At 75.0% G+C, this 11,131-nt stretch carries 10 protein-coding genes; 3 read left to right on the top strand and 7 right to left on the bottom strand.

What is annotated here, in order from left to right; translation table 11 throughout:
- The first annotated feature begins 253 nt into the window (after positions 1-253).
- Positions 254-1,204: a hypothetical protein gene (locus ACFXGA_RS37560; RefSeq protein WP_378097060.1), complete on the top strand. Its 951-nt coding sequence runs from the start codon at positions 254-256 to the stop codon at positions 1,202-1,204.
- Positions 1,205-1,356: 152 nt separating this feature from the next.
- On the top strand, positions 1,357-2,010 hold the full coding sequence (locus ACFXGA_RS37555; protein WP_378097058.1) for a LuxR C-terminal-related transcriptional regulator: 654 nt from the start codon (positions 1,357-1,359) through the stop codon (positions 2,008-2,010).
- 11 nt (positions 2,011-2,021) lie between these two features.
- Here ACFXGA_RS37555 and ACFXGA_RS37550 read toward each other — a convergent pair whose 3' ends face one another.
- The 7 genes from ACFXGA_RS37550 to ACFXGA_RS37520 all read right to left on the bottom strand — a co-directional run bounded on the left by ACFXGA_RS37550 (position 2,022) and on the right by ACFXGA_RS37520 (position 8,992).
- Positions 2,022-2,777 (bottom strand): SDR family NAD(P)-dependent oxidoreductase, encoded by a 756-nt coding sequence (locus ACFXGA_RS37550; protein ID WP_378097055.1) that lies wholly within the window; start codon positions 2,775-2,777, stop codon positions 2,022-2,024.
- A 103-nt stretch (positions 2,778-2,880) separates the two neighbouring features.
- The gene (locus ACFXGA_RS37545; RefSeq protein ID WP_378097052.1) at positions 2,881-4,062 is read right to left on the bottom strand and encodes an MFS transporter; all 1,182 of its coding nucleotides are present in this window, start codon (positions 4,060-4,062) and stop codon (positions 2,881-2,883) included.
- Positions 4,063-4,151: 89 nt separating this feature from the next.
- Complete coding sequence (locus ACFXGA_RS37540) at positions 4,152-4,730, bottom strand: TetR/AcrR family transcriptional regulator (RefSeq protein WP_378097049.1); 579 nt, start codon at positions 4,728-4,730, stop codon at positions 4,152-4,154.
- A 40-nt stretch (positions 4,731-4,770) separates the two neighbouring features.
- Entirely contained in the window at positions 4,771-5,262 is a 492-nt protein-coding gene (locus ACFXGA_RS37535) for a cupin domain-containing protein (protein WP_378097046.1), read from the bottom strand.
- A gap of 26 nt (positions 5,263-5,288) precedes the next feature.
- The gene (locus ACFXGA_RS37530; RefSeq protein ID WP_378097043.1) at positions 5,289-6,233 is read right to left on the bottom strand and encodes a GNAT family N-acetyltransferase; all 945 of its coding nucleotides are present in this window, start codon (positions 6,231-6,233) and stop codon (positions 5,289-5,291) included.
- A gap of 78 nt (positions 6,234-6,311) precedes the next feature.
- A complete protein-coding gene (locus ACFXGA_RS37525) occupies positions 6,312-7,493 on the bottom strand; it encodes an acyl-CoA dehydrogenase family protein (RefSeq protein ID WP_378097040.1) in 1,182 nt (393 codons plus the stop codon).
- Between the two features lie 41 nt (positions 7,494-7,534).
- Complete coding sequence (locus ACFXGA_RS37520; protein WP_378097038.1) at positions 7,535-8,992, bottom strand: FAD-binding oxidoreductase; 1,458 nt, start codon at positions 8,990-8,992, stop codon at positions 7,535-7,537.
- A 276-nt stretch (positions 8,993-9,268) separates the two neighbouring features.
- On the opposite strand from ACFXGA_RS37520, the gene hutH reads away from it, so the two are divergent.
- Positions 9,269-10,975: a histidine ammonia-lyase gene (hutH, locus tag ACFXGA_RS37515; protein WP_378097035.1), complete on the top strand. Its 1,707-nt coding sequence runs from the start codon at positions 9,269-9,271 to the stop codon at positions 10,973-10,975.
- The last annotated feature ends 156 nt before the right edge of the window (positions 10,976-11,131 follow it).

The raw sequence follows: 11,131 nt of genomic DNA, 5'->3' as shown, positions 1-11,131 counted from the left end.
CCACACCGGCGGCAGACGACTGAAAGCCACACCCGCCCCTCCCGGGGCATCCGAACCCTACGAGGCCGGACAACTCAAACGGTAGGGACGACTGACGCCGCGCCGGGCGGTTTCAGCCGAATGACGCACGTCCGCCGCCTCCGACCAGGCTTACAGTCGGGCCACCTGAGAGGGAGGCCGCCATGACGCCGTCACGATCACCCGCCCGATTACCCGTCGCCCCCGCCGCCGGACCGCTCCGGGGAGGTGCGTGATGCCCACCGACTTCGAGCCGCTCGTCCGGCACGTGCAGTCCGAGAAGGGCGGCTGGTTCGGGTTCCTGTTCGCCGGCGGCTGGCACGTGTCGGTCTTCCCGACCGGGCCGCGGGGCAGGCGGACGTTCACCGAGTTCCACGTGACCCGGGAGCAGCAGACCGGCAACCGGCACCACTTCTACACCGACGACGGTCACGTCCAGCTCAACCACCTGGACAACATCGTGCTCACCGACGTCACCGCGTGGGCGCACGCCAACACCCTGGCCGCCGAGTTCTACCAGCGGGTGCTGAACCTCCACGTGACCGCGGAGGACCTGCGGCAGGAGCTGACGACGTTCCAGCGGCGCACCGGCCGGGTGCGGACGATGGACGAGTACCGGGCCGCCGAACGCCTGCGCGCGGAGCAGGCGTCCACGCCGGTCGTCCAGCGGACCCCCGTGCTCACCGAAGAGATCGACATGTTCGACTTCACCGACGACGAGCCGGTGACGACCACCGCGGCACCGCCGCCGGGCGCGCCGCCCCAAGGGCAGCTTCCGGGGCAAGGCACACCACAAGGGCCGCCCGGCGCACTCCCCCAGGGACCGCCGCCGGTGCAGGGCGTGCCGCAAGGGCCGCCCGGCGCGCTCCCGCAGGGACCGCCGCCGGGACCGGCGCACGGTCTGCCGCCCGGCCCGCCCGGCGGTCTGCCGCCCGGCCCGGGGGCCGTGCGCGTGCCCGCTCCCGTCGTCGCGCCACCGGTCCTCGCCGGGCCGCTGCCGCCGACGACCCTGGCCCTGCACGAGGTGTACCAGCGCCACCTCCGCGCGCTCGTCCTCCCCGACGACGTCCGGCGGCGGTGGTCGGAGGCGTTCGACCAGCTCTACTCGCGCCTCGGCCGGCACACCACCGTGGCGGAGCTGAAGGTGTTCTACGACCAGGTCTTCACCAGCGGTCTGAGCATGTGACCCGACCGGGCCTTTCCGTCCCCGGAACGCCCGTCGCCCATCATACGAATGGGTGAAAAATGCGGTCTCCGGCGCGCAATTGCGTGCCGGGACCGCAATCCCGTCTTGCTACACTCGGAAGCCTATCTGAGGGGGCAGATGTGGAACGAGCCATGGGGTCCGTCGACCCGATAAAAGTGCTGATCGGCATTCGGAACGAGTTGGCCCGGTACGGGCTGGAGCGCCTGCTCGCGACCCTGCCGCGGGTCGGGCGGCTCGACGTCCGGAATTCGCCCGAGGAGGCCCTGCGGGAACTCCGCGGCGGCGCGTTCGACGTGGTCGTGGTGGCGCTCGGCGAACTCGACCAACCCCTGGCGACCGACGACGCCCGGTCCGCGGCGAGGCGGCTCGTGATCATGGGCGGGCTCGGCCCCGAGGACATCCTGCGGGCCGCTGACGTGGGCGGACACGGTTTCCTGAGCCTGCCCGAGATCAACGCGGTGACGTTGGACGAGACGTTGCGCCGGATGGTGGGCGGCGAGGTGCCGATGCCGGTGAAGATGGCGAACAGCCTCCTCGCGGAGGTCCGCGGCGGCGCGCGGACGGGCGTGGTGCCGTTCCCGGCGAGTTTGACGCCGCGCGAGCAGCAGGTGCTGTCGTTGCTCGTGCTCGGCCTGACCAACAAGCAGATCGCGCGCAAGCTCCGCATTTCCTCGCACGGGGTGAAGAGGTTGGTCGCGAACATTCTGGCCAAGCTGAACACGCCCAATCGCACGTTGGCCGTCGCGAAAGCGCTGCGGGACGGTTGGGCGCCCGTCCCGGCCTGACCGGGGTCACCTCACAGGACGCTTCCCCCGTCCACCACGAAATCGTGCCCGACGAAGAAGGACGCCTCGTCCGAGCACGCCCAGAGGATCGTGCGGGCCACCTCCTCGATCGCGGCGACCCGGCCGGCGGGGACCACCGCGGCGAACCGCTCGTCGCGCTCGGCGAGGCTCTCGCCGGGCGCGAACGCCATCGCGGTGTCGGTCGGGCCGGGGCTCACCGTGTTGATCCGGATGCCCTCGCGCGCGTACTCGCGGGCCGCCGTCCGGGTCAGCGCCTCGACCCCGGCCTTGGTCGCCGCGTACGCGCCGAAGCCGGGCAGCACCGAGTGCCTGCCGACGGTCGACGCGACGGTGACGATCGCCCCGCCGCGCCCGCGCATGGCCTCGACCTCGGCGCGCAGGCACCGCCACGTGCCGGTGAGGTTGGTGCCGACGACCCGCAGCCAAGCCTCCTCGTCCAGCTCGCCGACCGGTCCCAGCTCCCGCACGCCCGCGTTGTTGACCGCGACGTCCAGCCGCCCGAACCGGTCCCCGACCGCGGCGAACAGCTCGGCCACGGCGTCCGCGTCGGCGATGTCGGTCGGCACGGCCAGCGCCGTGCCGCCGCGCTCGCGGATGCCGCGCTCGGTCTCCGCGAGCCGGTCCGGGTCGCGGCCCGCCAGCACGACGGCCGCGCCCTCCTCGGCCAGCGCGATCGCCACCGCCCGCCCGATGCCGCTGCCCGCGCCGGTGGTCAACGCGACCCGGTCGGCGAACCGCCCCGTCACGGGCACACCGCCACGATCACCGAACCGCCCACCACGGGCGCACCACCACGATCCCCGAATCGTCCCGCCACCGGCCCGCGACGACGGCCCGCGAACCGCCCCCTCACCGGCCCACCGCCGCGGTCGCCTCCGACGGGCGCGGTGTGGTGCGGTGCGACCGCAGCAGCTCCGGCACGATGCTCGCGAAGCCGAGCACGGCCAGCGCCACCCCGATCCACAGCGGCGCGCGCAGCCCGTACCCGGCGCTGATCGCGAGGCCGCCGGTCCACGAGCCGATCACCACGCCGAGCGTGATCACCGAGGTGTGGACGGTGTTCACCAGCGGCCGGCCGTTGGAGGTCCGGATGACCCGCGCCGCCATCGCCGGGTTCATCGTCACGCCGACGAGCCCGATCGCCACCAGCGCGGCGACGGCCACCGCCGGGACGTCGGCGAACAGCCCGAACACGGCCAGCGCCGCGGTCAGCGCGACCAGGCCGACGGCGAGCACGGCCATCGTGTGCCGGTCGGCGAACCGGCCGACCACGGCGTTGCCGACGACGGTCGCCACGCCGTAGCAGGCCAGCAGGACCGGCACGCTGCCCGCGTCGAACCCGCTGACGTCGGTGAGGATCGGCGTGAAGTAGCTGAACGCCACGAACGTGGCCCCGATGATCAGCATGCTGGTGGTGTACGCGGCCCACAGCCTGCCGTCGCGGAACGCGGCCAGCTCCTGGCGCACGCCCGGTTCGTGGCCCGCCGGCGCGGCGGGCACGGCGCGCAGCGTGATCAGCGCGACCACCAGCGCCAGCACGGCGACCGCCCAGAAGGCGGCGCGCCAGCCGAACGCCTGGCCGACGAACGTCGCCGCGGGCAGGCCGAGGACGGTGCCGATCATCAGGCCGCCGATCACGATCGACGCGGCCCGCCCGGTCCGCTCCGGCCCCGCGCTGTCCACGGCGATCGCGAACGACATGCCGAACACCGACGACGCGGCGATCCCGGTGACCACGCGGGCCACCAGCATCACGCCGTAGTCGCCCGCCAGCGCGCCGATCACCTGGCCGACGATGAACACGCCGAACAGCGCGACCAGGGTGTTGCGGCGCGGGAACCGGAGCAGGCCGACGGTGAGCAGCGGCCCGCCGACCGCCATGCCGGCCGCGTAGACGGAGATCAGGTAGCCGACCGCGGGGATGGACACCCCGAAGTCCGCGGCGAGCGCGGGCATCAGCCCGGACACCATGAATTCGCTGGTGGTCACGGAGAAGATGCCGAGACCCAGCACGTAGACGGCGATGGGCATGGGTCCGTCCTCGTCGGTCGATGAGCGGTTTTGTACTGATCGGTTAAAAACGCGGGCATAACGCTGTGACCACGGCCCTCCCCCCGTGGTCACAGCGCCGCGAGCGTGCCTTCCATGACGTCGACGAGCGTTGCGCGGTCTCGAACGACCTTGGCCAGCACGCGCAGTCCGTAGTACCCGGCGAGGAAACCCCGGGCCAGCTGCCGCGCGTCGCGGTCTGCGGACAGCTCCCCCGCCTTCTGCCCGGCGAGGATCACGTCGTGCAGCAACGCCTCCACCCGGGCGAACTGGCGGCGCACCTCCGCGGCGATCTCGTCGCTGCGGCCCGCCGCCTCGGAGGCGGCGTTCATCGCCAGGCAACCGCGGCGCTCCGGGTCGCCCAGGTCCAGCTCGATCACGGCGGTGAGCAGGGCCCGCAGCCGGTCCTTGGCGCTGCCCGGACCGCACAGGATCTCGACCTGCGTGGCGAACCCGACCTCCGCGTACCGCACCAGCGCCTGCCGGTACAGGTTCGACTTGCTCCGGAAGGCGTGGTAGAGGCTGCCCCGGCCGAGGCCGGTGCGCTCGCACAGGGCTTCCGTCGACGTGGCCTCGAACCCGTTGGTCCAGAACACGTCGAGCGCGGCATCGACGACCGCCACGTCGTCGAACTTCTTCGGCCTGCCCATGGGAGGACGCTAACCCGTTCTGTATCGGTCGGTCAATTACTCAGCGTTCATCCGATCGGGGGAACGAGCCGAAGCTCGCGCCCACCTCCAGCAGGCGGTCGAGCGGGACCGGCGCGGCCGGCGGCGGGGGCGCGCCGGGCACCGCCGGCTCGCCCAGCGCCCGGAAGAAGCCCTCGAAGCCGCCGGGCGTGAACAGCAGCAGTTGCCGGGCGACCCGCGTGGTGGTGTTGCGGAACGAGTGGGGGATGCCGCGCGGCACGAACACGAAGTCGCCCGCGCCCGCCGTGTACGTCCGGCCGCCCGCGTCGATCTCCAGCTCGCCCGCCAGCACGTAGAACGCCTCGTCCTCGTGCAGGTGGGTGTGCGGCGGCGGACCGCCGCCGGGCGGGACGTCCGCCTCCAGCACGGTCAGCGCGCCGCCGGACCCGGCGTGGTCCAGCTTCACGGCGTACACGTCGCCGTTGAGCCACACCGCGTCCCCCTCCCCCGCGCCCACGTGGACCGGCTCGACCCGGCCGCGGCCCTGGGCCATGTCGCCTCCTCGGGACGTCGCGCCGGTCATCGGTGGTGCGGGTGCACGATGGCGTAGTGCAGCTCGTCGGCGAACGTCCCGTCGCGGTTGCGCAGCCGGGACTTCCGCTGCCCCTCGAACTGCCAGCCCGCCGCGACGAGCCCGCGTGACGAGGACGCGTTGGCGACCTTCACGCCCGCCTCCAGGCGCGCGTAACCGCCCTCGGCGAACGCCCACTCGGTGACGATCCGCAACGCCCGCGCCATGTACCGGCGGCCGCGGAACGCGGGCAGCACCCCCACGCCGACGTCGGCCACGCCCGGCGGCACCACGGGCCGCAGCACCACCTTGCCCGCGACCTGGCCGGTCTCGTCGTCGACGATCGCCAGCAGGGCCCGCGACCCGACCACCCACTCCAGCGTGGCGCGCTCGGCCCCGGCGGCCGTCTCGCTCTCCGGCACGGGGTCGAACAACGACCAGCGGCGCGCCTCCGCGTTGCTCTGCTCCAGGTGCAGCGCCACCGCGTCGGCGGCGGTGGCCACGCGCAGCGTGAGCACCCCGTCGCCGATGCCGTCGCGGGGCAGGGCCGGCAGGGCCGGCGCGATGGGTTCCGCGCCGTCGCCGGGCAGCCGGGCGAAGACGGCCCCGTCGGCCGGGCCGCGGGCGGTGACCACGGAGCACCGCTGCACGCCCTCGTAGCGGAACCCCGCGCCCAGCGCCGCCCTGGCCAGGTCGAGGTCGTCCAGCGGGCACCGCAGCTGCGCCCGCGCCGTGCCGCGTCGGAACGACCAGCCGGCCAGCGCCCGCACCGCGTCCACGGCCAGGTCCGGGTCGTGCCGGTGCAGGGTGAGTCCGAGGTCGGCCGACGCGAGCGGCCCGGACGACAGCCGCACCGCCGCCGAGCCGAGGTCGTGCCCGCTCGCCCGCTCCACGAGCGTGAAGACGCGCACCCCCGCACCGGCGTCGTCCGCCGCGGCGGGGACCAACCGCACCCTCGGGAAGGTGGTCGCCCCCGGTTCCGTTCTCGTGCTCTCGGTCATCTTCTCGAGCCCCCCAGCGTCGATTCGGTGTCAGAGGAACGGGTTGGCGGGTGTGCCGCCCAGCAGCAGCTCGCCCGAGGCCCGCACGATCGAGTGCTGCGCGACGGCGTGCTGGCACATGGTGGTGAGGTCGCGCAGCCACCGGTCCAGCGGCGACGTCCTGCGGTACACGGCCGCGCCGCCGACCAGGTCGTACAGCCGGTTCACGATGGACCTGGCGGTGCGGAACGCGTGGTAGCGCGCCAGCGCGGTGGCGGCGCGCTCGTCCGGGGTGAGCCGCGCGCCCTCGGCCAGCCGCGCCCACTGCCGGTCGAGGGTGGCGTAGACGGCGTGCCGGGCGGCGGCCAGCTCCATCTCGGCCGCGCCGACCGCCGCCTGCACGTCGTGGTTGGCCGACCACCGCTCGCCGGTGGCGCGGTCGACGCGGGTCTCGGCGAGCGCGCGCACGTGGTCGATCGCGGCGCGGGCCACGCCGAGCGGCACGCCGGGCATCTTGCGCACGGTGGCGTCGGGCGCGGCGTGCAGCGGGCCGTCCCGGCGCGGCTCGGCGAAGCTGAACGTGTGCTCCTCGGGCACGAAGAGGTCGGTCGCGCGGTAGTCGCCGCTGCCGCTGCCCGCGAGGCCGGTGGTGTGCCAGGTGTCCACCAGCTCGAACTGCTCGGGGCGGGCCAGCACGACCCGCCAGTGCACGGGTGCGCCGTCCGGGCCGGGCTCCGGCTCGCCGTCGCGGTGGACCGCGCAGCCCGCGGCCAGCCGGTCGCAGTGCGTGCTGCCGCTGCCGAACCGCCACTCGCCGCTGACCAGGTACCCGCCGGGCACGCGTTCGGCCCGGCCCTGCGGGTGGATCCACCCGGCGGTGATCATGTCGAGCCTCGGGTAGAGCCGCCGGGCCACGGCGTCGTCCAGGTACCCCGCGTAGATGCCGGAGTCCGTGCCGATCATGGCGCACCACGCGGCGGACGCGTCGCCGGTGGCCAGCACCTCGACGACCTCGGTCTGCTGGGCGGAGGTCATGCCGGGTCCGCCCCACGACGTCGGCACGGCCATCCGGAACACGCCGGCGGCGCGCAGCAGCTCCACCACGTCGGCGGGCAGCCGGCGGGCCTGTTCGATGTCGGCGGCGCGTTCCCGCAGCACGGGCGCGAGGTCCCGCGCCCGGTCCAGGATGTCTCGGGCGGTGAGGTGCGTTTCGAGCGTTCCGGTGCCGGTCATCCGCTGTCGTCCCCCGTTCTGGCGGTGGTGGTGGTCCGGGGTCACGCGTAGCGCCCCGGCGCGATCGTCCCGGCGGGGTCGATCGCGTGCTTGAGCCGGCGGGCGAGCGCCCGTGCGGCCGGGTCGGGTCCCAGGCGGTCCAGCCAGTGGGCGTGGTCCACGTCGAGCCGGTACGGCACGTAGCCCGCGTCGGCGAACAGCTCGTAGGCCCGGTCCAGCGCCAGGTGGGCGCGGCCCGCGCCCTCGGGCGTGCGGTCGAACCTGATCGGGACGACGAAGTCGACCAGGTCCGGGCCGAGGGCGTTGAGCGTCGCGCCGGGCCGGGCGCCGGTCTCGGCCCGCACCCGGTCCAGCAGGGCGAACGCGTGCGCGATGTCCCGGCCGGTGAAGGGCACCAGCGGCAGGAAGAACAGCCAGCCCCGGCCGAGGCGGTCGACGTGCTCGGCCGGTTGGCCCAGGGTCGCGGCGAGGAGGTCGTCGTTCGCCCCCGGGTCCCCGGCGTACAGCTTCGCCACCGTGCGCGCGACGGGGTCGGTCGGCTCGCCGGGGTCCTCGGTGAACAGGTCCGCCGCCTCGGCCCGCAGCACGGCGGTCAGCGCGGCCACCGCGGCGCGCGTGCCCTCGACGCACACGTGCGCCTGGAAGCCTTCGCCGCCCCCGCCGTAGATCCGGGCCGCGGTGCGGTCGAAGACCTTGACCACGCCGCCCACGAGCCCCTGCGCCGTCCACCGGCGCAGCCGGTCCACCGCGCGCGGCAGCGCGTCCGCGGTGAAGTTGAGCCGCAGCACGCGCTGCGCCTCCGGCCGGGGCGCGAGGTGGACCGCGGCGGCGGTGACCACGCCGAGGTCGGACTGGACGAACAGCGGGGCGAGCGACGGGCCGAGGCCGTGCCGGTACACCGGGGTGCGCCGGCCGGGCCGCGGCCACCAGCCGACGCGCACGAGGTCGCCGTCGGGCAGCACGACCTCCAGCCCGAGCACGTCGTCCACCCGCTGCCGGCGCAGGCCCACGCCGCGGTCGAGGGCGTTGCCGACGACGCTGGTGTGCGCCGACGACGCGGTCACGTTCAGCACGCGCTCCGTGCCGTCGAGCAGCGCGGCGAGCCGGCCCTGGGTGACGCCCGGCTCGACGACCGCCCACCCGTCGGCCACGTCCAGCTCGCGCACCCGGTCCAGGCCGGCCAGCCGCAGCACGACCGCGTCGTCGCGCGCGGGTTCGCCGGAGCCGAGGCCCCAGTTGCGGCCGGTGCTGATCGCGTGCAGCCGCCCGACGCCGGCGAAGGCGCGGACGACGCGGCGGACCTCGCCCGCGGTGCGGGGCGAGACCACGCCGTGCACCCGGCGGGGGCGGAACTCGCCGACGTTCGGCCGGGGCGACGGGTCGGGGTGGACCTGGACGCGGTCGGCGCCCACGATCCCGGCCGCGACGCCGAGCGCCGCGCGCAGGGCCTCGCCGGTGCGCTCCTCGTCGTGCACGGGTCGTTCTTCGGAGATCGTCATGGGTTCCTCACTGCCGGTCACGGGACGGCGTGGCCGATCGGGTTGGGAAATCGTGACGGCGGCGGCGGTGGCCGGGAAGGCCCGTGGGGTGCGGCGCGGTGGCGACCCCGGGGCCGGCCGGCCGGCCAGGTCGGGTGACCTGGCCAGGTGGTGCGCCGTTCACCCGTTGGAGCGATCATCGCGGCGGTCGGGCGGCGAGCGGCCCGGTTCGGCCGGCGCGCGGACCCCGCGTGCCCCATAACTCTGGGCGGGTTCACCGCACGAGAGAGGTCGGGGATGGCACAACCGAGGCGGCTCCTGGTCCTGGCGGCCGTGATCTGGACGACCGTGGCCGGCACGCCGCTCCTGTCGCCGGTCGCCGGCGCGGCGGCGCCGCGCGGCGGCGACGCGCTGCGGGTCGAACTGGACGGCGAGTCGATGACGTGGGAGCGGGTGGCGGGCGTGCTGGAGGCCGACGCGGTGGAGGTCCACCTGGGGCTCAAGGCGCGTCGGGCCATGGCCGCCTCGCGCGAGGGCGCGGTCGCCGCCGTGGAGGGCGGGCAGCGGGTCTACGGGTGGAACCAGGCGCTCGGGCCGTTGAAGGACGAGCCGCTGCCGGCCGGGGAACGGGTGGAGTTCCAGCGCCGGGTGCTGCGCTCGCACGCGGCCGGGGTGGGGCCCGCGCTGTCGGACCGGGTGGCCCGCCTGGCGCTGGTGCTGCGGGCCAACACCATGGCCCGCGGCGCCATGGGCGTGCGGCCGGAGTTCGTCGACCGGATCACGGCGCTGGTCAACGCGGGCGTCACGCCGAGGATGCCGGAGATCGGCTCGCTCGGGACCGGGGACCTCCAACCGATGGCGGCGGCGGGCCTGGTGCTCACCGGCGAGCCCGCGCCCGCCCGGTTCCGGGGCCGGGAGGCGCCGGCGCCCGAGGTGCTGGCCGCCGCCGGCCTGCCGACCGCGTTCCAGCTGGAGCAGGGCGAGGCGCTGCCGCTGATCAGCGGCAGCAGCGTGCTGACCGCGCGGTACGTGGACGCGGTCGTGCGCGCCGAACGGCTCGTGGACACGTTCGACGCGGCGTTCGCCCTGTTCCTGGAGGCGACCAGGGCCGAGCAGGGCGCGTTCGACCCCCGCACGCACGACGAGCGCCGCATCCCGGCCGAGGTCGAGGCCGCCCGCCGCACCAGGGCGCTGATCTGCGGCACGGGCTGGATGACCGAGGAGGGCAGGCGACGGCTGGGCGAGGAGAGCCCGCGCATCCAGGACGCGGTGTCCGTCCGCGCGACGCCGCACATCCTCGGCGCGCTGCGGCAGACCCTGGCCGACGCCCGCGGCCACGTCGAGCGCGAGGCGAACGCCTCCACCTCCAACCCGCTCGTGTTCCCCAAGCCCGGCGGCGGGTACGAGTTCGTCATGGGCGGCAACTGGGACGCCGCCCTGCTCGGCCACGCCATCGACGCGCTCAACGCGCAGGTGGCCGACCTCGGCGTGCTGTCGCAGGAGCTGTCGGGCCGGTTGCTGGCGGACAAGTGGAGCTACCACCTGCCCGCCAACCTGGCCGGTGGTGAGGTCGGCCTGAACTCCGGCATGGTGCAGGCGCAGACCGTGGCGGTGGCGCTGGTGCCGGAGATGCAGGCGCGGGCCACGCCCGCCGGGACGCTGTCGCGGCCGGCGAAGTTCGGCCAGGAGGACCACAACACCATGGCGATGGCGTCGGTGCGCGGGCTGCACGAGAACCTGGACCGGCTGGAGACCGTGCTGGCGGTGCAGGTGATGATGGCCGCGCAGGGCATCGACCTGATCAAGGACAGGATGTCCGGCCTGCCGCTCGGCGCGGGCACCGCGACGCTGCACGAGACCGTGCGGCGGCACGTCGCGCCGCTCGGCGACGACCGCTACCTGACGCCGGACGTGGAGAAGTCGGTCGAGCTGGTGCGCGGCGGCGAGCTGAGCCGGGACGTCCGGGCCGCCACCGCGCCGTCGGCCGACGAGTGCGCGGCCTGACGGCCGACGGGCGCACGCCCGACCTCGGACCGGCGCACGCCCGACCGCGCCGTCGGCCGGGCGTGCCACGCGGTCGGGGTATGCCCGGCCGTGCGATCGGCCGACGTGTGGCCTGGCGGGGAACCAGCGCGCCCGGCCGCGCCGTCGGCCGAGGAC

Origin of the sequence: Actinosynnema sp. NPDC059335 (genome assembly GCF_042752395.1) — a bacterium.
GTDB lineage: Bacteria > Actinomycetota > Actinomycetes > Mycobacteriales > Pseudonocardiaceae > Actinosynnema.
This window is presented reverse-complemented; position numbering and strand designations above follow the sequence as displayed.

Excerpts from the sequence above, each read along its gene's own strand:
- ACFXGA_RS37560 (WP_378097060.1), top strand. The coding sequence starts at position 254 with ATGCCCACCGACTTCGAGCCGCTCGTCCGGCACGTGCAGTCCGAGAAG.
- ACFXGA_RS37555 (WP_378097058.1), top strand. The coding sequence starts at position 1,357 with ATGGGGTCCGTCGACCCGATAAAAGTGCTGATCGGCATTCGGAACGAG.
- ACFXGA_RS37545 (WP_378097052.1), bottom strand. The coding sequence starts at position 4,062 with ATGCCCATCGCCGTCTACGTGCTGGGTCTCGGCATCTTCTCCGTGACC.
- ACFXGA_RS37540 (WP_378097049.1), bottom strand. The coding sequence starts at position 4,730 with ATGGGCAGGCCGAAGAAGTTCGACGACGTGGCGGTCGTCGATGCCGCG.
- ACFXGA_RS37535 (WP_378097046.1), bottom strand. The coding sequence starts at position 5,262 with ATGGCCCAGGGCCGCGGCCGGGTCGAGCCGGTCCACGTGGGCGCGGGG.
- ACFXGA_RS37525 (WP_378097040.1), bottom strand. The coding sequence starts at position 7,493 with ATGACCGGCACCGGAACGCTCGAAACGCACCTCACCGCCCGAGACATC.
- ACFXGA_RS37520 (WP_378097038.1), bottom strand. The coding sequence starts at position 8,992 with ATGACGATCTCCGAAGAACGACCCGTGCACGACGAGGAGCGCACCGGC.
- hutH (WP_378097035.1), top strand. The coding sequence starts at position 9,269 with ATGGCACAACCGAGGCGGCTCCTGGTCCTGGCGGCCGTGATCTGGACG.